Here is a 21,625-nt window from a genome sequence, read left to right on the forward strand (position 1 = left end):
ACCTCACGAGCCACCAGCTTGCCGACTTCCGCCGATGCCCGGTGCTGTACCGCAAGAAGAAGCTGGGCCTGATCGAGGACGAGGACCGGCCGGCATACCTGGTGGGCCGGGCGCTGCACACGCTGGTGCTGGAAGGCAGGGACGCCTTTGAGGAGCAGTACGCCGTCGGCGGGCCCGTCAATCCGAAGACCGGCGAACCCTACGGTTCCAATACCAAGGCGTTTGCCGAGTGGGCTGCCCAGCAGGGCAAACCTGTGCTCACCGTGCAGCAGCACGACCTAGTTGAGCGCATGGCCGAAGGGGTTCGTGGGCACCAATTGGCCTGCGACCTGCTTTCGGAAGGCGTTCCTGAGGGCGTCGTGCGTGCCGAGTACTGCCAGATGCCGTGCCAGATCCGCATGGACTGGTTCGACCCGCTTCGGGGGATCGTGGACCTGAAGACCTGCGACGACCTGGACTGGTTCGAGGCCGACGCCCGGCGCTACGGATACGTCCACCAGGTGGGGTTCTACCAGGCCGTGCTCTCGCAAACGATCGCCTTGCCTATGCCGGTCTACTTCATCGCTGTGGAGAAGAAGGAGCCGTACCGCTCGGGCGTCTGGCGGGTCCACGAGGATGTCCTGGCCCAGGCGCGGCGCGACAACGAGGCAGCCATCGAACGTTTGCGGCGGTGTATGGCCAGCGATACATGGCAGACAGGTTATGAATCCCTTCGGCTTTTCGACTCGATTTGACACGTCTGGACCTGGCACGGTGGGGCTAGGCGAGGCGAGGCTGGGCCGGGCGTGGCTTGGCGAGGCTGGGTATGGCATGGCTTGGCTGCCCGCATGACCGCCGGTCGCCTGTCGGGTCTTTTGAAGCCATGTAGGCATGTCATGGATGAGGATCGCTGCGTGCACCCGAAGGCGACCGGCCTTTTTTGAGCTTCGAGATTCCCTTTGCACGGGAGAGATTCGTTATGGCCTTACCCGATACCGTCCTGACCCAATCCCACCTCCGCGCCCCGAAGGGCATCGTTTTCGGACCGCCCGGTTCGGGCAAGACGACCTATGGGGCCTCGGCCGATCGGCCGCTCATCGTCGATTGCGAAAACGGCGCGGCCCATGTGCAGTGCCACCGCACGCCGTATCTGGCCACATGGCCGGAGATCGAGCCCTGGCTCGACGGCCTAGCCGCCGGCGGCCACGAGTACCAGACCGTGGTGATCGACTCGATCGACTGGCTCTTGCGGCGGATCGAGGAGCACGTGGCCGGGGTGGACGGCACGCCCGCCGGAATGAAGCAGACCCTGAACCGCTCGCACGGCGGCTACGGCAACGGCCGGCAAGTCTTGAAGAACTACGTCTACCAGTACCTGCTTCCGGTGCTGGATCGGCTGGTCAACGCGGGCGTGGCTGTGCTGCTTTTGGCCCATGCCGCCCGCCGCTCGATTACCACGATCGACGGGATCGAACTGGAGAAGTCCGCCCCGGAGATTCACCCCGACCTGGCCAACACGATGATCGAGTGGTCGGACTTCGTGGGGGCGATTCGCCTGGTGGGGCAGGAGCGGGAACTCGTCCTCTACGAGACGCCGCAACTGGTGGCCAAGAACCGCTATGGCATCGCGGAGAGCTTGCCCTTGTCCTGGCCGGCCTTCGTCGCGGCGATCAGCAACCACAACCTCAAGCCCCAAGGAGCCTGAAAGTATGGCCAATCTAGCTGGATTCGATGCTTCACAGGTGGAGCCCACCACCACGTTCGATCCCATCCCCGCCGGAAAATACCTGGCGATGATCACCGCCTCGGAGATGAAGCCGAACAAGGCGGGTACCGGCAGCTACCTGGAGCTGGTCTTCACGATCCTCGAGGGCGAGTACAAGGGCCGGCAGCTCTGGGCGCGGCTCAACCTGGACAACCCCAACGAACTGGCGGTGAAGATCGCCCGGGCTGAACTGTCGGCGATCTGCCGGGCAACCGGCGTTTTGACTCCACGAGACAGTTGCGAGCTACATGGCGTCCCTCTGACGGTCCGGGTGACCTGTAAGCGCCGTAGGGACACCGACGAGGTCGTCAACGTCATCAAAGGCTACGAGAAGCGAGACGCCGTGACCGGCCGACCGCAGCAGGCCCAGACGAGCACACCGCCGTGGCGGAGGCCGTGATAGCACGGGGCGCAGCAAGGCTGGGCGTGGCGAGGTCTGGTCAGGCAAGGCCTGGTCCGGTTTGGCGTGGCGTGGTCGGGCGTGGTGCGGCTGGGCAAGGCAAGGCGTGGCATGGCTTTTCATTCGCAAGGGGAACGTATGCACAACGGAAACGGCAAACCCAAATCCATCGGGCCCGAGGCGACCAATGGCGCCTGCGGCACCATCGCGCTTTCGTTGCCTTATCGCGTCGAGGTTACGGTCCGCGGCGAGGCCGACGTGCTATTCCACCGTTGGAACTGCGAAGCGGTCGAGGCCAAGGCGAAGGCGGCCAAGGGTTCGGCAGCCAAGAAGGCCGACGATCTGGAATCCTACGTCTACCGCAACGATGCGGGGGAACTGTGCCTCCCCGGGGAGTACCTGCGGCAGGCGATCATTGCTGCCGCCAAGTACCGGCAGGACCCCCGCTCGCCACGCAAAAGCGCGATGGACTTGGTGAAGGCTGCCATCGTCAGCCTGACGCCGTTGGCCACTCTGGGAGTGAAGGCGTGGGACTACGAGCATCGCTGCCGCGTGCAGGTGCAGCGCAACGGAGTGACCCGCGTGCGGCCGGCCCTCGGCGCCGGCTGGTCGGCGTCCTTCGTGCTTCTGGTGAATCTGCCGGAATACGTCTCGCTGGAGATGCTGCATGGCCTGCTGACGGATGCCGGGCGGTTGATCGGCGTGGGCGACTTCCGGCCCACCTACGGCCGGTTCCAAGTAATGCGATTCGATCTGTTGGACGCGCAATGACAGGGCATGGCCGGGCATGGCGGGCCTTGGCACGGCTTGGACAGGCGAGGTTTGGCACGGTTCGGCGTGGCGTGGCAGAAACGAGGAGGTCATAGGCGTGCGTGCGAGCCGGCGCGGTGGAGCGGCGACGACAGGTCAGCGCCCCGGTGGAGCCGAAAAGGAAAGGCGAAGGCGAAACGATCGTCCCCGCGACTTGCAGGACACGCACCGGCGACTGCCGGTCCCCTGCGAGACGCACGCCTGCACCTCCGCACGAAGAAAGGAAGAGCATGCTTACGGTGGAGCTGTCCTACCCGCCGTCCGTCAATCATTACTGGCGACGAGTTGGGCCGCGGACCCTGATCAGCCGTCAGGGACGGGCGTATCGCCGCGACGTGGCGACCGCCGTGCGGCGGATCGACCATGCGGCAGACCGACTGCCCTTGACCGGTCCGCTCCGTGTGGAAGTCTCGCTGTATCCGCCCGATCGCCGGCGACGCGACTTGGACAACGCCCTGAAGGCGCTGCTCGATGCGCTTCAGCATGCAGGCGTGTACCCGGACGACAGCTTGATTGAACAGCTCTCGGTCGAGAAGCGAGACGTTGTGAAAGGGGGCAAAGCCGTCGTGACGATCCGGCGGCGGTGCGTGCTGTGCGACGGGCTGGAGGTGCCGACGTGACGCCGCTTCGTCCCTATCAGCAGGCTGCGGTCGAGGCCGTCTACGAGCATCTGCGCACGCGCGACGACAACCCGGCGGTGGTGCTTCCGACCGCGGCCGGAAAGAGCTGGGTCATCGCTCAGTTGGTCCAAGACGCCGTGCTCAGGTGGAACGGCCGGGTGCTGGTGCTGGCCCACGTGAAGGAACTCTTGGAGCAGAATGCCGAGAAGATTCGGCGGCTGTGCCCGGAGGTGCCCATCGGCATCTACTCGGCGGGGCTGAATCGCCGCGAAGCCGACAAACCTGTCGTGGTCGCTGGCATCCAATCGGTCTACAAGCGGGCTTGCGAGCTGGACGCCTTCGATCTGGCGATCGTCGATGAGTGTTTCCCGGCGGGAACGATGATCTCCACGCCCCGCGGTGACACGGCCATCGAAGACCTGTCCATCGGTCAGCCCGTCCATACTGCCCTCGGTGTGGGAGAGGTGGAGGCGATCTCTGCCAGACCGGCGAACGGCTTGCTTGAACTGGAGTTCGAAGATGGACGAACCCTGCGATGCACACCCAATCATCCGTTCTTCACCGAACAGGGATGGCGGGAAGCCAAGGCCCTGGAGGTGGGATCGCGTCTTTTTAGCCCAAAAGACGTGCAAGCACTGCGGAACAGTAATGCATCCGAGAATCTACATCAACCCCGACGGCAGCCCGAAGGTGTGTCAGTCGGAGACCGAGTGGGATGCCCAGGAGTATTGCTCGGCGAAGTGCGGCGCACAATCGAGGCGGAAGCCTCGGCCTTCTCGTCCAATGAAGCTGCCACCTTGGAGGTCCGTCAGGATTCACTCCGCCAGGAAAGCATGCCAATGCTGCGGCAGCGAGTTCCGTCCCTGGATCAAGCTGGACTCGATGGGCAAGCTAATCAGCTACATGCGCGAGAAGGACTGGCGACGGCAGCGGTTCTGCTCGATCTCCTGCGCCAAGAAGGTCGAGAATGCGATGTGGATTCCGGGAGTTCGAGAGCGACTCCGACGGACGCTCAAGGAGATCGGGCATGCGCCCGTCGAACGTGGCGGGAACGGACGACTCACCACGCCGCAGGTTCAGCTTCTCAAGATACTGGGCCCCGAATGGCAGGCCGAAGTGACGGTTTCAGTTGGACATCCGCGTCCTCCGGGACTGCCCAAGAATCTCAAGATCGACATCGCCCATTTGGAGAAGAAGATCGCCATCGAGCTCGACGGAATATCGCATCGGACACTGGCGACGCACAACGCCGACAAGCGAAAGACGGCAGTCTTGCTTCGCAACGGGTGGTGCGTATTACGGCTATCGAATGCCAAAGCCCTGTGGCTGTGTTCAATCTGCAAGTCTCGGGACACCCTACTTACTACGCTGGCGGGGTTCTTGCACACAACTGTCATCTGATCCCCACCGAGGCCGATGGGATGTACCGCACCTTCCTGGCCGAGGCGAAGGTCGTCAACCCGCACCTGCGTGTGATCGGGCTGACGGCGACGCCGTTCCGCTTGTCAAGCGGGCCGATCTGTACGCCGGAGGGCGTGCTCAACCACATCTGCTACGAGGTGGGTGTGCGGGAGTTGATCCGCGACGGGTATCTCTGCCCGCTGGTCACGAAGGCGGGAATCAACAAGGCCGATTTCGAGCGGCTCCATGTCCGCGGCGGCGAGTTCGTGGCCGACGAGGTCGAGGACCTAATGGACGACGACCGGCTCGTGGCCGCGGCCTGCGGCGAGATCGTCGCCTACACGCACGACCGCCAAAGCGTGCTGGTCTTCGCCTCCGGCGTGCGCCACGGGCGGCACGTGGCCCGCGTGCTGGCCGAAATATCCGGCCAAGAAGTCGGTTTCCTGGACGGCCAAACGCCTAGCGCCGAGCGGGCGGAATTGATCGCCCGGTTCCGCAGAGAGACGGCTCCGGGCCTCTTGCCGCAGGCCCCGCTGAAATACCTGGTCAACGTCAACGTGCTGACCACGGGCTTTGACGCCCCGAACATCGACTGCGTGGCCATCCTGCGGCCCACGATGTCGCCGGGGCTCTACTACCAGATGGTCGGGAGATCGTTCCGGCTGCATCCGGGCAAGCAAAACGCCTTGGTCTTGGATTTCGGCGGCAACGCACTGCGCCACGGGCCGGTGGATCAACTCACGATGCCCGACGCGCCCGGGCGCGGCACGGGCGAAGCCCCGGCCAAGGAGTGCCCCGAGTGTCTATCGGTCATCGCCGCCGGCTACGCCACCTGCCCGGAGTGCGGCTACGAGTTCCCGCCGCCTGATCGCCAGAGGCACGACGCCCGGGCCGGCACCGCCGGCGTGCTCTCCGGCCAAGTGACGGACACCGAGTACGAGGTCTTGGACATCCGCTACAGCGTCCACACCAAGCGCGACGCCCCGCCGGAGGCCCCCAAGACCATGCGAGTGGATTACCAGATCGGCCAGTTCACCTACGTTTCCGAATGGGTGTGCTTCGAGCACAACGGCTATGCCCGATGGAAGGCTGAGCAGTGGTGGCGACGCCGCTCGCCCGACCCGATACCCGACACGGCCCAGCGGGCCGTCGAGATCGCCGAGGGCGGCGGCGTGGCGTGGACCGAGAAGATCGTGGTCCGCTCCATCGCCGGCGAGAAGTACGACCGCATCGTCGGCTACACGCTGGGCCCGAAGCCGGAGCCCGTGCCCATCGGCAACACGGAATACGACTTGGACGGCGTTCCGTTCTGAATGGAGGCAAGGCCGTGAATGAGGCAAAAACCATTACAAACATGGTTGCGAGCGAGAGGTCTTTCTGAATGGAATCCGACATGGCTACTGCATGCGGCGAAACCACAGGGACGGTTCCCATACGGCTGGTGGACGCCGACATCGAGCGGTGTGTCCACAGCCGGTTCAACACACGGAAGCGACGCGACCCGGAACAGGTGCGGCGTCTGGCGGAACGGATTCGGCGCAACGGGTTCGAGCGGACGCGGAGCCTGTGGGGCGTGGAAGTCAACGGCCAGTACGAGATCTTCGCTGGCGGCACGCGCCTGGAGGCGGCCCGAATCGCCGGCCTACGCACCGTCCCGGTCTTTGTCCACCTCGGCCTCTCCGAGGACCAGATCAGCCGCAAGGCGGACGAGGACAATGAGAACGACGAATACCACACGCCCGTGAGCCTCCTGGACGTGTGGGCCGAATGCCACCGGCTTGCCACGCAGGAAGGCTGGACGCAACAGCGGATCGCTGACGCGAAAGGGTGGGATCAATCCACAGTTTCACGCCGCATTCGATGGCACACCTCACTACCAGAAGCTGCAAAACAGGCTGTATGCGACGGCCTCTTCGATGAAGGGCATCTTGAGGCGATTTCTGCCGTCGTATGCGACGTCGCATATTTTTCCCCCTGGTTGACTACCACGCAGGCCCAAACCGAGTTGGTGAACGACATCCTCACCAAGCATCGCGGATCCTCCGCGGGCAAGAGGCCGACGGTCCGCGTGGTCCGCGAGGCGGCCGGGCGCTGGAAAGCGCTCATCCGAATGGCCGAGGAGGCGTACCACTCCTTGCCCGAAGGAATCTGGCGGGAGCGGTTCGTCGCAGTCCTGGCCCACGAGCATGCGCGGACCGAGTCGGCCGTCAGCCACGCCCTGCGGCAGGTCGTCGAACGGAAACGTCGCCAAGAGGAAGCGGAAGCCGCCCGGCTGCGGGCCGAAGCCGACGCCAAAGAGCAGGAGGCCCTGCGGCTCCAACGGGAACAACAACGGTTGGCCTTCCTGGAGAGCCAGACCAAGAAGCTCCGCTGCGGGGATGCCCGCGACCTGATCCTCGAAGCGCCCCCGGGGTTCTCGCTCCTGTTGACCGACCCGCCCTACGGCGTGGAGTTCCAAAGCCACCGCCGGGTGGTGACCCCCAAGAAGGCCAAGATCGCCGGTGACGAGAAGCACCAGGCGTTGGCCCTGCTTCGAGACGTGCTCGCCAAAGCGTACCCCCGCATGGCCGACCACGCCACCTGCCTGGTGTTCACCGGCTGGCGTCACGAGCCCGAGTTCCGGCAAGTCCTCGAAGAGGCAGGGTTCACCCTCAAAGGTAGTCTCATTTGGGTCAAACCCAACCACGGCACCGGCGATCTGGCCGGCTGCTTCGCCCCGAAGCATGAACGCATCCTCCACGCCGTCAAGGGCCAGCCCAGGCTACAACAACGCGTGGCCGACGTCCTCTACGGCAAGGATCCGCCCGCAAGTGAGCATCCTTGCGAGAAGCCGCGGGACCTGCTGCGGCAACTGATCGAGGCGGTGACCGAGCCTGGCCAGACCGTGGTCGACCCGTTCATGGGGAGCGGCAACACGATCGTGGAAGCCTACCAGACAGGGCGCGACTTCTTCGGAATCGACCTGGAGCCGCAATGGCATGGGGTCGCGACCGAGGCGGTCCACAGGCTGGCGGAAGAGCACTGGCGTCATGAAGAACTGGAAGTCTGACAAGGCCTGGTCCGACCGGTTCATCCCCGCCATCAAACGGATCGTAGGCGAGCACCTGATCGCCGAGGCGGACGTGGCCGAGGACGCCTTCCACAACACGGATTTGATCACGTTGCGTCTGGCTGGCGACATGCGCATCGCCTGTCGGGTCCGCCAGCACGAATACCTGCGTCTGTACGGGGATGAATTCACGTTGCGATGTTCGCGGCCCAGCGGGGTCGCGACCGAGATCGACAAACTGCTCGCCGGCTGGGGGGATTATCTCTTCTACGGTTTCGCTAGCCAGGATGGCACCGCGCTGGCGGCGTGGTTTCTGGGGGACCTGGACGTCTTCCGCCGTTGGGTGCGGTGGTACCAAGCGACCCACCACGACTGGCCGGGCGAGTTGAAAGAGAACCTCGATGGCAGTTCCCGGTTCGTGGTGTTCAAGATCGACGAGGTGTTTCCTGATTTCGTCGTGGCCAGGAGCCCCACATGAGCACCGAACAGCATGAAGAACCCTACGTCAGCGTCTACGGCGTGGGCACTCTGCCGCGATCAGGTGTCACCCGCTTCGCCACCGGCGCGGTGCGCGGCACGGACGCCGACGGCGAGCGCTGGGACTTGATCACGCCCATCGGCCTACGTCGCCTGGCCGAAACCTGCGCCGAAGGGGCAGCCAAGTACGGCGAGCACAACTGGCAGAAAGGCATCCCGGCCAGCGTCATGCTCAATCACGCCATCCGGCACATCTACCTATACCTAGCGGGCGACGATTCGGAAGATCACTTGGCCCACGCGGCATGGAACGTCCTGGGCGTGTGCCACTTCGAGGAAGCGATGCCCGAAATGATCGACATTCCAGCACGCAATCAGGAGCGCGGATGATCGAGGCGGCCCTGCGATACCTGAAAGCGGGCTTGTGCGCCCTGCCGGCCGTCCGGGCTGAAAAACGCCCGGCCGTGCCGCGCTGGAAGCAGTTCCAGCGTGCGCGGCCCAGCGAAACGCAGCTTGCGGCCTGGTGCCGCCGCGCCGATGCCCTGTGTCTGGTCTGCGGGGCCGTCTCGGGCAACCTCGAAATACTCGACTTCGACGTGGGCGGAGAAGCGTTCGACGCCTGGTACGCCAAGGTGCGCGAAGTGGACGCGACGCTGCCAGAGCGTTTGGTCATCGAGCAATCGCCTTCGGGCGGATGGCACGTTGTCTATCGCTGCCAGGAAATGGTGTGTGGCAACTTGAAGCTGGCCCAGCGGGTCGAGCCTGTCGGCGGCCCAGACGAGGTGACCATCGCCGGTAAGGCCTACAAGCCCCGGCAAGACGCCGATGGCCAGTGGTCCGTCGTGCTCACGCTGATCGAGACCCGCGGCGAAGGCGGGCTATTCCTGTGCGCCCCGACGCCGGGCTACGAGTTGCTGCAAGGCGACCTGGCGGAATTGCCGGTGCTCTCCGCGGCCGAGCGGGAGACGCTTTTGGAGGCGGCTTGGTCGCTGGGCGAGTACTGGCCGCCAGTGGTAGATGCGGTGCCCACTCGCACCGGCGGCACCGACAATCGCCCCGGCGACGACTTCAACCAGCGGGGCGATGTCCGAGCGGTCCTCCAGCGGCACGGCTGGACGTTTGTCAAAGCCAACGGCGACGGGAACGAGCATTGGCGACGACCGGGTAAAACCATCGGCACCTCAGCCACACTGAAGGACGGCGTGTTCTACTGCTTCACCACCAGCGCCGCGCCGTTCGAGCCCGAGCGGGCCTACTCGCCCTTTGCCGTGTACGCCTTGCTCGAGCACGGCGGCGACTACACGGCCGCCGCGTCCGCCCTGCGTGCCCAAGGCTTCGGCAGCGATTCCGGCGTGCCGCAGGCGGTAAACCTGTCGGGCATTGCCGGCCCAACCGATCCACCGCCCCCTGCGGAGCCCACTACGCCCGATCCCGGGCCGATGCCCGACGACCTTCTGGATGTACCCGGATTCATTCGGCAGGTGACCGACTACACGCTTGCCGTCTCGCCATATCCACAACCGGCGCTGGCCTTCGCCGCAGCGCTGGTCCTCCAAGCCTTCCTGGCCGGACGCAAGGTCCGCGACGCGGCCGACAACCGCACCAACCTCTACGTCCTGGCCCTGGCCAATAGCGGCGCGGGCAAGAACGAGCCCCGCAAGGTCAACCAGCGCATCTGCGTCGAGGTAGGTCTCCAGGACTGTTTGGGCGATGCGTTCGCCTCCGGGGAAGGCATCGAGGACCGCCTCTTCCTCACGCCATCGGTGCTGTTCCAGACCGACGAGATCGACGGCCTGATGAACGCCATCAACCGAACTGCCGACGCACGGCACGAGGGCATCATGAACGTGCTGCTGAAGATGTACACCTCCAGCAGCACCATCCATCCAATGCGGGTCAAGGCCGGCGGACGATCGCCCGGGGTGATCGACCAGCCGTCGCTGTGCATGCTCGGCACGGCCGTGCCCAAGTACTACTACGAGGCCCTGAGCGTCCGCATGCTCAACAACGGCTTCTTCGCGCGGCTGATCGTCCTGGAGGCAGGCAAGCGGGGCCGGGGCCAGACGCCGGTATCGCGGCCTATCCCAGAGGCCATCCTCCAAACGGCGCGCTGGTGGGCCGACTTTCGGCCCGGGGAAGGCAACCTCCAGAACTGGCATCCCATCCCAGTGTGCGTAGAGGCGACCCCGGATGCCGAAGCGGCGCTTGAGGAGTTCCGCGCGCTGGCCGACGACCGCTACGCCGAGGCCGAGGACCGGGACGACCCGGCGGGCATGGCCATCTGGGCCCGGGCCTACGAGAAGGCCCGCAAGCTGGCGCTCGTCTACGCGGCGAGCGAGAACCATCTTCAGATGCGGATCGGCGAGCCGGCCGTCCGGTGGGCGTGGCGGTTCGTGGACTACCAAACCCGGCGGATGCTCTTCATGGCCGGCCAGCACGTGGCCGAGGGCGAGTTCGACGCCCGCTGCAAGCGGATGCTCGAGGTGCTCACCTTGTGGCGGCAGCGGCGCGGGGATGCGTGGATGCCGCACTGGGAGCTGTCCCGCCGACTGAAGTGGAGCGACAAGGACATCGAGGAGGTCCGCAACGCCCTGCGTGGCCAGCGGCGCATCGAGCACGACGTGGGCTCGACGCCCGTGGGCGGTCCCGTTGCCGTGCGGTATCGCTTGCTGGCCCCGAGCGGTGGTGAGCAGTTACCGCAGTTACCACATCAAAATGCGGCAACTGGCGATCCGCAGGGGATAGTTGCCGCCGTACCCTCACGGTTGCCGCCTGGTCCGATGCGGGAACTGGGAGAAGCGTAAGATATGAATAATAAACAACTTACTACTTCTTCTTTTCAGTTACCTCATATTCTCATCCCGCCCCTGCACGCGCGACGTGCGCACGCGTGTACGCGCGCGAGGCGTGATGTGGTGGCAACGGGTCCTTCCTGGCTCAGCCCCCACCGACGGGGCGTGCGGGAACGGGGCCGGGCATAGCGAGAGTTGCTTTTCGTGGTCAGGAGTTTGAGGAGCAAGGAAGCACGCATGAAGATCGAGCTTTGGGAACTGGGCCGTGTGCGGCCCTACGACAAGAACCCCCGGCAGAACGACCAGGCCGTGGATGCCGTGGCCCGGTCTATCCGGGAGTATGGATTCCGCCAACCCGTTGTGGTGGACGCCGACGGGGTGATCATCTGCGGCCACACCCGCTACAAGGCAGCCCAGAAGCTGGGCCTGGAGAAGGTGCCCGTCCACGTGGCCAAGGACCTCACGCCCGAGCAGGTCAAGGCCTACCGCATCGCCGACAACAAGACGGCCGAGCTGGCCGACTGGAACTACGAGCTGCTGCCGATCGAGTTGGGCGAACTCCAGGGGATGAACTACGACCTGGGCCTCTTGGGCTTCTCGGAAGAGGAGCTGGCCAAGCTGCTCGATCCCGGCGTGAAAGAGGGCCTGTGCGCCCCGGACGAGGTGCCCGAGCCGCCCGACGAGCCGATCACGCGGCCCGGCGACCTGTGGCTGTTGGGCGAGCACCGGCTGCTGTGCGGCGACGCGGGCAAGGCGGAGGACGTGGACCGGCTCCTGGATGGCAACCCGGTGCACCTTGTGAACACCGACCCGCCGTACAACGTGCGGGTCGAGCCCCGAAGCAACAATGCCATCGCCGCGGGCTTGAGTTCGTATCCGAGCGCGGAAGAACTCCAGGGCGGGCGCCGGCGGCAGCGGGTGCTTCATCACCAGGCGATGGACGTGGCCCGGCATCCCGAGAAGGCGCAGGCCACGCACCGCAAGCTGCGGGCCAAGGACCGGCCGCTGGAGAACGACTTCGTCTCGGACGAGGAGTTCAGCCGGCTCCTGCACGCCTGGTTCGGCCAGATGGCTCGCGTGCTCTTGCCCGGCCATGCCTTCTACGTCTGGGGCGGCTACGCGAACCTTGGTAACTATCCCCCAGTGCTCCGGGAGCACAAGCTCTACTTCTCCCAAGGCATCGTCTGGGACAAAGAGCATCCCGTTTTGACCCGAAAAGATTTTCTTGGGTGCTTCGAGCTCGCGTTCTACGGCTGGAAGGAGGGGGCTGGCCACCGCTTCTTCGGCCCGAACAACGTGCCCGACCTGTGGCACGTCAAGAAGGTCAGCCCGCAGAAGATGCGGCACTTAACTGAGAAGCCAGTGGAGCTGGCCGTCCGCGCGATGCAGTACTCGTCGCTGGCGGGCGAGAACGTGCTCGATCTGTTCGGCGGCTCGGGTTCGACCTTGATCGCCGCCGAGCAGACCGGCCGCAAGGCGTTCCTGATGGAACTCGATCCGTTGTACTGCGACGTGATCGTCCAAAGGTTCGAGAACTTCACGGGCAAGAAGGCCCAGCGGATTGCGGTGCAGGAGGTGGTGACCGATGGGAGCAAGTAAGCTGGCGTATCTCGCATCGCCCTACTCGCACCCCGACGCGGCCGTGCGCCAAGAGCGTTTCGAGGCTGCTTGCCGTGCCGCCGCGGAACTCATCCGGCAGGGCCATGTTGTGCTGTCGCCCATTGCCCAGAGCCACTCGATTGCCCAGCATGGCCTGCCTGTGGACTGGGATTTCTGGGAGAGGCAGGACCGGCGGCTCTTGGCCGCCTGCGACGAACTGTGGGTGCTTAAGCTCGACGGCTGGCAGCACAGCCGGGGTGTCCAAGCCGAGATCGCCATCGCCCGCGCCGCTGGCAAGCCGGTGCGGTTCGTAAGTGAGACGGAGTTGGCCGAAGAGAAGGCCGCAGCGGCCCATGGAAAGGATTTCTGATGCGTCTACGCGAGAATCGAGAGCCGATGATGCCTGACCGAGCCGCGTTCCAGCCGCAGCACGCCAGCGTACTCGTCGGCGACCGAGAACACCCGGCCCGGCAGCCCCGCGGGCAGGCTGGCGAAGTAGAACCCGCCGGGCGTTTCCGAGAAGCACAGCGGGTTGCCGCGGCGGACGACCACGAGCCGCACGGGCTTTCGCCACAGGCCGAGCAAGGCCAAGGGGCCTTCCGCTTGAGCCACGGCCCAGGCGGCCCGCTCCACAAGCGGCCCGGCCCGGCGCATCATCAACAGTCCCAGCACTTCGCTGTCGCAATCCGTCTTGGGCCGCAGGCCGTAGCGACGCAAGAGTTCGCGGTAGTTGCGGACCACGCCGTTGTGGACAATCCAGCCGCGGCCGGCCGGGTGGGGATGGTTGTTGCGGTTGTCTTGGGGATCGCCGTGGGTGGCCCAGCGGCAATGGCCCACCATCGCTACAGCGCCGCGGCAGGCCTCCAGGTCGCCCAGGCGGGCCGTGGCTGCGCCCGGGCGCTTGAAGGTGTGGACATTTCCATCGGCGTCGACCCACGCCAGGCCGAAGGCATGGCGGCCGCGGGTCTCGGTTTCGGCGGCGATCCGCCGCAGACGGGCCAAGTCCGGCCCGCGTCCGTCTTTGCTCAGGAATCCGAAGATACCGCACATGGCAGGCCCCTTGACGGATCAGGCCTTCGGCTGGAACACCGTCCCGCAATGGGCACAGCGGACCCGGTCGTCGTCGATCCAAACCAGCTGGTCGATATCGTGCTCGCCACATTGCGGGCATGCCCGGCCGGAGACCCGCAGCTCCAATTCCGCAGCCACTGCCCCCAGCAGCACCGCGTCGCGGCGGGCGATGGTGGCCAGTTCGCGCTGGCGGCAGACGGCCGCGTCGCCCCGTCGGGCGTCGGCCATGTCCGAGAGGCGTTCGGCCAGGCGGGCGAGTTCCGCTTGCCAATCGCCCGGCGGGACGTCGGAGCGGATACCCCGGGCCAGGACGGCCGCCCACTCGGCGGCGGTCAGTCGGAAGTCGGTAGCGTGCGTCATCAGCGTACTCCCTTCGTGGTTTTGGTTTGGGCTACCTCGTCAGGCGGCCGGCACCCATCCGGCCGCGACGCCCGCATCCATGCAGACGTTTCGGCTTCAGGGCATGGCGTCGTACTTGCGGGCCAGGCGGCGAAATTCGGCCTTCACTTCGTCCTGGGGGATGGCGTCCGAAATCCATCCGTACTGCTTGCCGCCGTGGATGCGGGCGTACCCGCGGCCCCACGCCAGGTAGCCCAAAAGACGTTCCGTCTCGCTCTGGCCCGGGCCCGACTTCTTCCAGCCGCCCATGGGAGCCTTCGGCGCCCAGGTGGGCATCCGCTTGGCCGCCAAGGCCCGCTCGACCAGGCCCAACGAGACCTGAATCCACCCGACGACCTTGGTGGGGTTGAGCGAGCCGCTGAATACGCGGAACTCCACGGTGTCCTTGGTGCCGCGGGCCAGGTTCGTAAGGTTCAAGGCGTGGTAGCGATCGCGGTCCAGGGCGGGCTTGGCCGTCTTGTCGCTTCCGTACTTCCGCACCCCGCCGCAGTACCGGCCCCGCTCGCGGGACTTGGTGCCGGTGATCGCATAGAGGCCCTTCTCGAGGTAGGCGACGATGGTGACCAAGCGGGCCAAGGCCTCGCTCGGCCAATCGCGCCGCCACCCGACGTGGATGTGAACCCCGCAGGAGGCGTTGACCCGATGGCCTTTGGCTTCGAGGATTTCGAGGACCTCGATTACCTGGCGGATGCCTTCTTCGCCCCGCAGCACGGGGCTTACGATCTCGCACTTGTGGCCCCCGTGGCCATTGTCGATCGAGCCGTCGGCTTCGGCCTTCCAGCCGGCCGGGAGGTACGGGACCTGGATGCCGTGGCGGTAGGGGCCGATCCGCAGGCCGTCGTTCTGCACGGCGCTATCGGGGGCGATCGTTTCGATCTCGATTCCGAAGGTCAGTTGGTTGGCGTTCATGGCGTTCCCCTTGGTGGTGTAATGTTCATGCGTACATTACACAGGAGCCATGAACGCCCGAAAACATCAAGCGGAATTCCCGCCCGCTGGCCCAGATTTTTCGGAATACCTTCGGGCCGCTGGGTAGCACCGCCTCACGCTTGTGACCGGCTGGGGACGAACGCTTTCGGCCGGCCTGCCAGAAGATGGTCCCTGGCGACGGGCGGCGGCGTTGCCGGGCCAGGGTGCGGGGGTCGCGCTGTGTTGGCCACGTGGGGCCCACGGTGGCCGCGTGTGGCGTCGCTGGCGGGAATGGGGACCCTGGGGCCAAGGCCAGAGGAAAACCCCGGGAAACGTCCCGGGGTTGGGCGGCCGACGCGTTGGGGTTCAGGCCCCGGCGAACTTGCCCCGCTCCACCTTGCGGAAGCGGGACTGGGCCCCTTTGGCCGCGATCTCGCGGATGATGGCGGCGTAGAGTGTCCGCGCAGGCGTCTTGCCGCCGGGCGACTTCCAGTAGCCTCTGGCCTCGGCCGCCGCGACGATTTCCTTGGCTGTCATCGGCCGGCCCGCTTCTTCCAGCACGCGGGCGGCGGCTTCCAGGCCGCTGGTACGCTTCGGCTTGGACTGGCCCTTCGTGGGGCGCCTGCGCGGCGTCGCCTCGCGGTTCGGCTCGTCGGTCTGGCCCCGCAGCCGCTGGGCGCTTTTGATGCGGACCTTCTTGCCGGTGGCCAGATTCGTCCCGTCCCAGCCGCCATAGCGGCTCTCGGCATCGAGCCGCACTCGCGTCAGCTTGCCGTTCACCTTGGCCAGGTAGACCTTGCCAATCTGCACTTCATCACGTCTCATCGCATCGCTCCTTGGAACAGGGGAACAAGGGGTTCGTTCACGTCATGACACAGGAGCCATGTTTCGGCCGGTACATCAAGCGGATCTTTCACCAACTTGGTTGGAATTCGCGGAATCCTTTCACATGGAGGCGTAGCGCGGGATGACGGACACGAGCGCCCAAGGACGGCACGGTATCCCGCTCAACCCCCAGGCCTTACGGCTGGAAGACCTGGCCCGGCTGTTGTCGGCGGCCGGGCCCAAGGCGGTGACCGTCGCCATGCTCCGCGATGACATCGACGCCGGGGCCCCCACGAACGCCGACGGCACGCTGAACCTGGTCCATTACGTAGCCTGGCTGCTGAAGGAGATGGGCCGTGGCGATTGACCCCAGGCGATTGCGTCCCAGCGAGCTCTGCCGGCTGGTGAACTCCACGCCGCTAGGCACGGTCTTGGACGAGCGGCAACTGCATCGCCACCGCACCCGGGCGGGCTTTCGGATCGGCGACGGCCGGCAGGTGGACTTGTTTCGCTACGCGGCGTGGCTGGTGGAACTGCGGCACACGCCAAAAGCACAGCCCGAGGGCGACCCCTACGAGAAGCTCAAGGAGCGTGCGGCAGCCCGGAACAAGGCCCTATCGCTGGCCGGCCGCGACATCGGCGAGCTGCCGACAGTTGCCAACCCGGAACGGAAAGCGCGGGCCGAGCGTGATTTTCGCTTCTTCTGCGAAGCCTATTTCCCGATGACGTTCCACTTGCCGTGGTCGGCGGATCACTTGAAGGTGATTGCCAAGATCAGGCAGGCGGTTTTGGAAGGTGGGCTTTTCGCCATGGCGATGCCCAGGGGAAGCGGCAAAGCCCTAGCGCTGGACACCCCCCTGCCGACGCCTTTTGGTTGGACCAGCATGGGCGAGGTCCAGGTCGGCGACCTTCTCTACGATGAGCAAGGTTGGCCCTGCAAGGTGACGTTCGCCACCGAAGTTCAGTTGGGACGCCCCTGTTATCGCATCACCTTCAGCGATGGGGAATCGATTGTCTGCGATGGGGATCATCTTTGGTGGGTGGAAGACCGTTGGAGCCGGCGCAATCCGCGGGTGCTTTCCACAGCCGAGATGGCTCCGCGGGTCCTGCTTCCGCAGAGACGTTTCTGGCCGGAACGCCGCTATCGGGTGCCGCTAGCCGGGCCCCTGCGGTCCCCGGAGGCCGACCTGCCGATCCATCCCTACGTGCTGGGGTACTGGCTGGGGGATGGGACGCGTGCCAGCAACACCGTGACGGTTCATGTTCACGACGCGGCGGAGGTTGCCGAGCACCTGCGGGCGTGTGGCGAGAACGTCTGCGTGCGGATGCGGCAGGGGAACACCGTTCTGCTGGTGATTGGCAAGGGACACAAAGCGAGCGGAGAGAAGACGCGTCGGTTACGCCAAGCCTTGGCGGCCCTGGAGTGCGGTGTTTCCTGTCGGCGGGCAGCGGATTGGACGGGTCTATCCCATAGCACGGTGGCCTGTATGGACTCCCTGGGGCGTTGGCAACGGCTCCGGGAGGGACAACGCTCTTCCCTCAAGGTGCGGCTGGGTGAATTGGACGTACTGGCCAACAAGCATATTCCGCCGATCTATCTGCGGGCGGCTCCGTGGCAACGCCTAGCCCTGTTGCAGGGGCTGATGGATACGGATGGCTCCGTGCAAACAGGCGGGCGTTGCGAAATCACGCTCAAGGACGACGCCCTGGGGCAGGACGTAGGGGATTTGCTCAGCGGCCTGGGAATCAAGTGGACCCGGCGCACGCGATGGGTCAACCGCCAAGGACGTCGCTTCGGTCCTTATCTGCGGTACTGGTTCACCGCCTACACTGATTTGCCGGTGTTTCGGCTCTCTCGAAAACGGGCTTTGTTGGGCCCTCGTCCCCAAGGTGGTGGAGCAGCCCGCTATCGTCAGATCGTCTCCATCGAGCCTGTACCGAGCGTGCCTGTCCGGTGCATTCAGGTCGATTCGCCATCGCATCTGTACCTTGCGGGCCGGAAGATGGTGCCCACGCACAATACGACCCTTTGTGAGTGCGCCTGCATCTGGGCAGTGCTGTACGGGCACCGGGAGTTCGTCTGTCTGATCGGCTCGGACGAGGGCCATGCCATGGACATGCTCGAGTCGATCAAGACGGAACTGGACGGCAATGAGCTGCTCTTGGAAGACTTCCCCGAGGTGGTCTACCCGATCCATTGCCTGGAGGGGATCGCCAATCGTTGTGCCGGGCAGCTTTACCGGGGCCAGCGGACCCATATCGGCTGGACCGCGCGAGAGATCGTCCTGCCCACCATCCCGGGCTCGAAGGCCAGCGGGGCCATCATCAAGGTAGCCGGGCTGACGGGTCGCATCCGGGGGATGAAGTTCAAGCGGGCCGACGGAAAGACGGTGCGGCCCAGCCTGGTGGTGCTGGACGATCCTCAAACGGACGAATCGGCCCGCAGCCTGTCGCAGTGCGCCACGCGGGAGAGCATCTTGGCCGGGGCCGTGCTGGGCCTGGCCGGTCCGGGCCGGAAGATCAGCGGCATCATGCCCTGCACGGTGATCCGCCCGGGCGACATGGCCGACAACATCCTGAATCGGGATAAGCATCCAGAGTGGAACGGCGAGCGGACGAAGTTGGTGTATTCATTCCCTGTAAACGAGAAGCTCTGGCAACGCTACGCTGAACTGCGGGCCGAGAGCTTTCGCCGCGGCGGCCACGGCGAGGAGGCCACGGAGTTCTACCGCCAAAACCGCAAGGCGATGGACGAGGGGGCCGTGGTGGCCTGGCCGGAGCGGTTCAACCACGACGAGCTGTCGGCCATCCAGCATGCCATGAACCTGAAGCTCCAGGACGAGCGGGCCTTCTGGGCCGAGTACCAGAACGAGCCTCTGCCCGAGGAGTCGGCTCAAGATGAGGACCTTTCGGCGGACCAGATTGCCTCCAAGCTGAACCGGATGCGGCGGGGCGAGGTGCCCATCGCCTGCAATCACCTCACGATGTTCATCGACGTGCAGCAGAGTCTGTTGTTCTTCGTGGTGGCGGCCTGGGAAGACGATTTCACCGGCTACGTGATCGACTACGGGACGTATCCCCAGCAGCAGCGGCCGTATTTCACGCTTAGGGATGCCCGCCCCACACTGGCGGCGGTAACGAAAGCCGGCGGTGTGGAAGGGGCGATCTACGCCGGGCTGGAACAGCTCACGGGGGACTACCTGGCCCGCGAGTTCCGCAGGGACGATGGGGCCCAGTTGCGGATCGAGCGGTGTCTGGTGGACGCCAACTGGGGCCAGTCCACCGATGTCGTCTACCAGTTCTGCCGCCAGTCGCCCCACGCCGCCGTGGTGATGCCCAGCCACGGGCGTTTTATTGGGGCCAGCAGTCGGCCGCTCAATGACTACCAGCGCAAGCCGGGGGATCGCTGCGGGCTGAACTGGCGGATTCCCAACGTCCAGGGCCGCCGGGCCGTGCGGTACCTGATCTACGACACGAACTATTGGAAGTCGTTCGTGTACGCCAGGTTGGCCGTGGCCATGGGCGATGCGGGCTGTTTGTCGCTTTTCGGTGATCGGCCCGAGCAGCACCGGCTCTTCGCCGAGCACCTGACGGCCGAGTACCGGGTGAAGACCGAAGGCCGGGGCCGGACGGTGGACGAGTGGAAGCTGCGGGTATCGGCCGGCGACAACCACTGGTTGGACTGCCTGGTGGGTTGTGCTGTGGCGGCGTCGATCCAGGGGGTGGCTCTGCCGGGCCTGTCCGCCGAGCCTGGCAAGGACCGTCGGCGGGTGAGCTTCGCGGAGCTTCAGCGGAGGAAACGAGGCCGATGAACGAGTCGTCCGAAGCCCCAAGCCCCAAGTCCCAGACGGGCGCCCCGCGTGGCATCGCCTGCCCCCGATGCGGGTGCTGCCACTTCCGCACGACGCACACGGAGCCCTTGCCCAGCGGCCGCATCCGCCGCCGCAAGGTGTGCCGGCACTGCGGCCGACGGATGGTGACCTATGAGATCCCGCCGGGCCGGGCAGGGGCGGATCGCTATATGTAGCACGATTTCGGAATTCCGGGCGAAAAGCCCCGACAGTTGGGCCTCGCGCCGGGTAGGTCAACTAATAGGGGAACGCGCGGGGCCGGGTTGCGGCCAGGCTGGCTTCCCGAAGCGATTCGCCGGAGACTCAGCAGGTGAGCGATCATCTCGACGACACCATTCGCCAGAACGCCCAGGGGCCGGCCAAGGTCGCCGGCGACGCGGGCAGCGTCGAGCAACATCCGCTTTCGGAGCAGATCGAGGCCGACCGCTACCTCGCCAGCAAGGAGGCGGCCGGCAAGACCAAGCGCGGGTTGAGGTTCAACAAGCTCGTCCCGCCGGGGGTGAACTGAGTTGTTTGCATGGATGCGGCAGTTGTGGCCAAAGAAGGCCACCTCGGTTCGTCGTCGTCCGCGTTCGTGGCGGGTCTTTTCGATAAAAGCCCGCTACGACGCGGCGATGACTACCGAGGACAACCGCCGGCACTGGGCGGCCGCCGATGGGCTGTCGGCTCGGGCGGCCAATAGCCCCGAGGTCCGCCGCATCCTGCGGAATCGCGCCCGGTATGAGGTGGCCAACAATAGCTACGCCCGGGGGATCGTGCTGACGCTGGCCAACGATTGCGTGGGCACCGGTCCCAGGCTCCAGATGCTCACGCCCAATGCCGAGGCCAACCGCCGGATCGAGCAGGAGTTTTCCATGTGGGCCAAGGCGGTGGGCCTGGCCGAGAAACTCCGCACCATGCGCATGGCCCGGGCGCAGGACGGCGAGGCCTTTGCAATCCTCACGAGCAACCCGCGATTGCCTACCCAGGTCAAGCTGGACCTCCGTCTGGTCGAGGCCGACCAGGTGACCACGCCGGACCCCAGCGCCCTTGGCGGCAATGCCGTCGATGGAATCGTCTTCGATTCGAGCGGCAATCCGGTCGAGTACCACGTGCTGCGGGAGCATCCGGGCGATGCGATGTTGGCTTTGGGCCTCCAGTACGACCGCGTGCCGGCCGAGGCCATCGGCGGGGTGGGCTCGGAACAAGAGGGGCACAACCTGCTGCATCACATTGTGCCCAAGGTCCAACCGCTCTGCGAGACCCTGGGCGTGAGGTTGGAGTTCGCCCGCGAGTACCTCAACTCGGGCGTGTTGGTGTTCAGCCCGCACCTCCACCATCACGTCTTCGAGGCGGCACGGTTTGTATGGGCCGTGACTCCAGACCACAGCTCGTGGGAGATCGGCGATCAAGGGCCCATCAGCCTGGCGTGCCGGTGGACCGAAACGCCGCTATGCCTATTGCCCCACGAGTACAACCGCTGCGGCGCGCGGCTGTGGGACCGGTGGACGCCACACATGGATGCGTACATCTGGCACTTCTGCGGGCGCAAGCACTGGTCGCAGATGGCAGATACCGATTGGCGCAGGTCCACATGACCCGGCCGAACATGACGTGGCTGGAGCTCGACGTGACCCACTAATGAGACCCATCGCCCATCCGTCCGCGCCGCCGCGGAACAGTTCGACACGGAGCGGAT

The 21,625-nt window shown here is 65.5% G+C and carries 22 protein-coding genes, 1 other RNA gene and 1 pseudogene; 19 read left to right on the forward strand and 5 right to left on the reverse strand.

Annotation, left to right across the window (positions count from 1 at the left end; translation table 11 throughout):
• The 14 genes and pseudogenes from ACYQ6J_RS18590 to ACYQ6J_RS18655 all read left to right on the forward strand — a co-directional run.
• Nucleotides 1-734 (forward strand): PD-(D/E)XK nuclease-like domain-containing protein (locus ACYQ6J_RS18590; protein WP_460185722.1); only part of this gene is annotated, 734 nt, incomplete at its 5' end.
• A gap of 224 nt (nucleotides 735-958) precedes the next feature.
• A complete protein-coding gene (locus tag ACYQ6J_RS18595; protein WP_460182222.1) occupies nucleotides 959-1,684 on the forward strand; it encodes an ATP-binding protein in 726 nt (241 codons plus the stop codon).
• Between the two features lie 4 nt (nucleotides 1,685-1,688).
• A complete protein-coding gene (locus ACYQ6J_RS18600; protein ID WP_460182223.1) occupies nucleotides 1,689-2,144 on the forward strand; it encodes a DUF669 domain-containing protein in 456 nt (151 codons plus the stop codon).
• A 111-nt stretch (nucleotides 2,145-2,255) separates the two neighbouring features.
• Complete coding sequence (locus ACYQ6J_RS18605; RefSeq protein ID WP_460182224.1) at nucleotides 2,256-2,915, forward strand: hypothetical protein; 660 nt, start codon at nucleotides 2,256-2,258, stop codon at nucleotides 2,913-2,915.
• Nucleotides 2,916-3,184: 269 nt separating this feature from the next.
• Nucleotides 3,185-3,574: a RusA family crossover junction endodeoxyribonuclease gene (locus ACYQ6J_RS18610; protein WP_460182225.1), complete on the forward strand. Its 390-nt coding sequence runs from the start codon at nucleotides 3,185-3,187 to the stop codon at nucleotides 3,572-3,574.
• Nucleotides 3,571-3,927 (forward strand): annotated as a pseudogene (locus tag ACYQ6J_RS18615) (DEAD/DEAH box helicase); the annotation flags it as partial. The gene ACYQ6J_RS18610 and the pseudogene ACYQ6J_RS18615, both read left to right, overlap by 4 nt.
• A 619-nt stretch (nucleotides 3,928-4,546) precedes the next feature.
• On the forward strand, nucleotides 4,547-4,975 hold the full coding sequence (locus ACYQ6J_RS18620; protein ID WP_460182230.1) for a DUF559 domain-containing protein: 429 nt from the start codon (nucleotides 4,547-4,549) through the stop codon (nucleotides 4,973-4,975).
• Between the two features lie 290 nt (nucleotides 4,976-5,265).
• On the forward strand, nucleotides 5,266-6,288 hold the full coding sequence (locus tag ACYQ6J_RS18625) for a DEAD/DEAH box helicase (RefSeq protein WP_460182231.1): 1,023 nt from the start codon (nucleotides 5,266-5,268) through the stop codon (nucleotides 6,286-6,288).
• An 80-nt stretch (nucleotides 6,289-6,368) separates the two neighbouring features.
• Nucleotides 6,369-8,024 (forward strand): DNA methyltransferase, encoded by a 1,656-nt coding sequence (locus tag ACYQ6J_RS18630; RefSeq protein ID WP_460182264.1) that lies wholly within the window; start codon nucleotides 6,369-6,371, stop codon nucleotides 8,022-8,024.
• Nucleotides 8,005-8,502 (forward strand): hypothetical protein, encoded by a 498-nt coding sequence (locus ACYQ6J_RS18635; RefSeq protein WP_460182228.1) that lies wholly within the window; start codon nucleotides 8,005-8,007, stop codon nucleotides 8,500-8,502. The genes ACYQ6J_RS18630 and ACYQ6J_RS18635 overlap by 20 nt, the downstream gene beginning before the upstream one ends.
• A complete protein-coding gene (locus tag ACYQ6J_RS18640) occupies nucleotides 8,499-8,891 on the forward strand; it encodes a dATP/dGTP diphosphohydrolase domain-containing protein (protein WP_460182263.1) in 393 nt (130 codons plus the stop codon). The genes ACYQ6J_RS18635 and ACYQ6J_RS18640 overlap by 4 nt, the downstream gene beginning before the upstream one ends.
• Nucleotides 8,888-11,305, forward strand: coding sequence for a bifunctional DNA primase/polymerase (locus tag ACYQ6J_RS18645; RefSeq protein WP_460182262.1), 2,418 nt, complete (start codon nucleotides 8,888-8,890; stop codon nucleotides 11,303-11,305). The genes ACYQ6J_RS18640 and ACYQ6J_RS18645 overlap by 4 nt, the downstream gene beginning before the upstream one ends.
• A 225-nt stretch (nucleotides 11,306-11,530) precedes the next feature.
• Nucleotides 11,531-12,892, forward strand: a complete 1,362-nt coding sequence (locus ACYQ6J_RS18650) for a DNA modification methylase (protein ID WP_460182232.1) — start codon at nucleotides 11,531-11,533, stop codon at nucleotides 12,890-12,892.
• Entirely contained in the window at nucleotides 12,879-13,262 is a 384-nt protein-coding gene (locus tag ACYQ6J_RS18655) for a DUF1937 family protein (protein ID WP_460182233.1), read from the forward strand. Before ACYQ6J_RS18650 ends, ACYQ6J_RS18655 begins: the two co-directional genes overlap by 14 nt.
• Before the next feature lie 5 nt (nucleotides 13,263-13,267).
• Here ACYQ6J_RS18655 and ACYQ6J_RS18660 read toward each other — a convergent pair whose 3' ends face one another.
• The 5 genes from ACYQ6J_RS18660 to ACYQ6J_RS18680 form a co-directional block, all read right to left on the reverse strand.
• Complete coding sequence (locus ACYQ6J_RS18660) at nucleotides 13,268-13,942, reverse strand: class II glutamine amidotransferase (RefSeq protein ID WP_460182234.1); 675 nt, start codon at nucleotides 13,940-13,942, stop codon at nucleotides 13,268-13,270.
• An 18-nt stretch (nucleotides 13,943-13,960) separates the two neighbouring features.
• Nucleotides 13,961-14,323, reverse strand: coding sequence for a hypothetical protein (locus tag ACYQ6J_RS18665; RefSeq protein ID WP_460185723.1), 363 nt, complete (start codon nucleotides 14,321-14,323; stop codon nucleotides 13,961-13,963).
• 25 nt (nucleotides 14,324-14,348) lie between these two features.
• Nucleotides 14,349-14,419: hammerhead ribozyme type II (locus tag ACYQ6J_RS18670), an RNA gene on the reverse strand.
• Nucleotides 14,420-15,271: an amidoligase family protein gene (locus ACYQ6J_RS18675; protein WP_460185724.1), complete on the reverse strand. Its 852-nt coding sequence runs from the start codon at nucleotides 15,269-15,271 to the stop codon at nucleotides 14,420-14,422.
• 366 nt (nucleotides 15,272-15,637) lie between these two features.
• Nucleotides 15,638-16,096 carry a winged helix-turn-helix domain-containing protein gene (locus ACYQ6J_RS18680; protein ID WP_460185725.1) on the reverse strand — a complete coding sequence of 153 codons (459 nt, stop codon included), beginning with the start codon at nucleotides 16,094-16,096 and terminating at the stop codon, nucleotides 15,638-15,640.
• A gap of 142 nt (nucleotides 16,097-16,238) precedes the next feature.
• Here ACYQ6J_RS18680 and ACYQ6J_RS18685 point away from each other — a divergent pair, with 142 nt between their 5' ends.
• From ACYQ6J_RS18685 to ACYQ6J_RS18705, 5 genes are all read left to right on the forward strand, one after another.
• Nucleotides 16,239-16,463, forward strand: coding sequence for a hypothetical protein (locus ACYQ6J_RS18685; RefSeq protein WP_460185726.1), 225 nt, complete (start codon nucleotides 16,239-16,241; stop codon nucleotides 16,461-16,463).
• The gene (locus ACYQ6J_RS18690) at nucleotides 16,453-19,908 is read left to right on the forward strand and encodes a terminase gpA endonuclease subunit (RefSeq protein WP_460185727.1); all 3,456 of its coding nucleotides are present in this window, start codon (nucleotides 16,453-16,455) and stop codon (nucleotides 19,906-19,908) included. The genes ACYQ6J_RS18685 and ACYQ6J_RS18690 overlap by 11 nt, the downstream gene beginning before the upstream one ends.
• Nucleotides 19,905-20,123: a hypothetical protein gene (locus ACYQ6J_RS18695; protein WP_460185728.1), complete on the forward strand. Its 219-nt coding sequence runs from the start codon at nucleotides 19,905-19,907 to the stop codon at nucleotides 20,121-20,123. Before ACYQ6J_RS18690 ends, ACYQ6J_RS18695 begins: the two co-directional genes overlap by 4 nt.
• 134 nt (nucleotides 20,124-20,257) lie before the next feature.
• Nucleotides 20,258-20,455, forward strand: coding sequence for a hypothetical protein (locus ACYQ6J_RS18700; protein ID WP_460185729.1), 198 nt, complete (start codon nucleotides 20,258-20,260; stop codon nucleotides 20,453-20,455).
• Between the two features lie 106 nt (nucleotides 20,456-20,561).
• Nucleotides 20,562-21,524: a phage portal protein gene (locus ACYQ6J_RS18705; RefSeq protein ID WP_460185730.1), complete on the forward strand. Its 963-nt coding sequence runs from the start codon at nucleotides 20,562-20,564 to the stop codon at nucleotides 21,522-21,524.
• Nucleotides 21,525-21,625 lie beyond the last annotated feature (101 nt).

The organism is Thermopirellula anaerolimosa (assembly GCF_054657335.1).

What these genes read in the sequence shown, in the direction of transcription:
- ACYQ6J_RS18595 (WP_460182222.1), top strand. Translation starts at nt 959, where the DNA reads ATGGCCTTACCCGATACCGTCCTGACCCAATCCCACCTCCGCGCCCCG.
- ACYQ6J_RS18600 (WP_460182223.1), top strand. Translation starts at nt 1,689, where the DNA reads ATGGCCAATCTAGCTGGATTCGATGCTTCACAGGTGGAGCCCACCACC.
- ACYQ6J_RS18605 (WP_460182224.1), top strand. Translation starts at nt 2,256, where the DNA reads ATGGCTTTTCATTCGCAAGGGGAACGTATGCACAACGGAAACGGCAAA.
- ACYQ6J_RS18610 (WP_460182225.1), top strand. Translation starts at nt 3,185, where the DNA reads ATGCTTACGGTGGAGCTGTCCTACCCGCCGTCCGTCAATCATTACTGG.
- ACYQ6J_RS18620 (WP_460182230.1), top strand. Translation starts at nt 4,547, where the DNA reads ATGTGGATTCCGGGAGTTCGAGAGCGACTCCGACGGACGCTCAAGGAG.
- ACYQ6J_RS18625 (WP_460182231.1), top strand. Translation starts at nt 5,266, where the DNA reads ATGGACGACGACCGGCTCGTGGCCGCGGCCTGCGGCGAGATCGTCGCC.
- ACYQ6J_RS18630 (WP_460182264.1), top strand. Translation starts at nt 6,369, where the DNA reads ATGGCTACTGCATGCGGCGAAACCACAGGGACGGTTCCCATACGGCTG.
- ACYQ6J_RS18635 (WP_460182228.1), top strand. Translation starts at nt 8,005, where the DNA reads ATGAAGAACTGGAAGTCTGACAAGGCCTGGTCCGACCGGTTCATCCCC.
- ACYQ6J_RS18640 (WP_460182263.1), top strand. Translation starts at nt 8,499, where the DNA reads ATGAGCACCGAACAGCATGAAGAACCCTACGTCAGCGTCTACGGCGTG.
- ACYQ6J_RS18645 (WP_460182262.1), top strand. Translation starts at nt 8,888, where the DNA reads ATGATCGAGGCGGCCCTGCGATACCTGAAAGCGGGCTTGTGCGCCCTG.
- ACYQ6J_RS18650 (WP_460182232.1), top strand. Translation starts at nt 11,531, where the DNA reads ATGAAGATCGAGCTTTGGGAACTGGGCCGTGTGCGGCCCTACGACAAG.
- ACYQ6J_RS18655 (WP_460182233.1), top strand. Translation starts at nt 12,879, where the DNA reads ATGGGAGCAAGTAAGCTGGCGTATCTCGCATCGCCCTACTCGCACCCC.
- ACYQ6J_RS18660 (WP_460182234.1), bottom strand. Translation starts at nt 13,942, where the DNA reads ATGTGCGGTATCTTCGGATTCCTGAGCAAAGACGGACGCGGGCCGGAC.
- ACYQ6J_RS18665 (WP_460185723.1), bottom strand. Translation starts at nt 14,323, where the DNA reads ATGACGCACGCTACCGACTTCCGACTGACCGCCGCCGAGTGGGCGGCC.
- ACYQ6J_RS18675 (WP_460185724.1), bottom strand. Translation starts at nt 15,271, where the DNA reads ATGAACGCCAACCAACTGACCTTCGGAATCGAGATCGAAACGATCGCC.
- ACYQ6J_RS18680 (WP_460185725.1), bottom strand. Translation starts at nt 16,096, where the DNA reads ATGAGACGTGATGAAGTGCAGATTGGCAAGGTCTACCTGGCCAAGGTG.
- ACYQ6J_RS18685 (WP_460185726.1), top strand. Translation starts at nt 16,239, where the DNA reads ATGACGGACACGAGCGCCCAAGGACGGCACGGTATCCCGCTCAACCCC.
- ACYQ6J_RS18695 (WP_460185728.1), top strand. Translation starts at nt 19,905, where the DNA reads ATGAACGAGTCGTCCGAAGCCCCAAGCCCCAAGTCCCAGACGGGCGCC.
- ACYQ6J_RS18705 (WP_460185730.1), top strand. Translation starts at nt 20,562, where the DNA reads ATGACTACCGAGGACAACCGCCGGCACTGGGCGGCCGCCGATGGGCTG.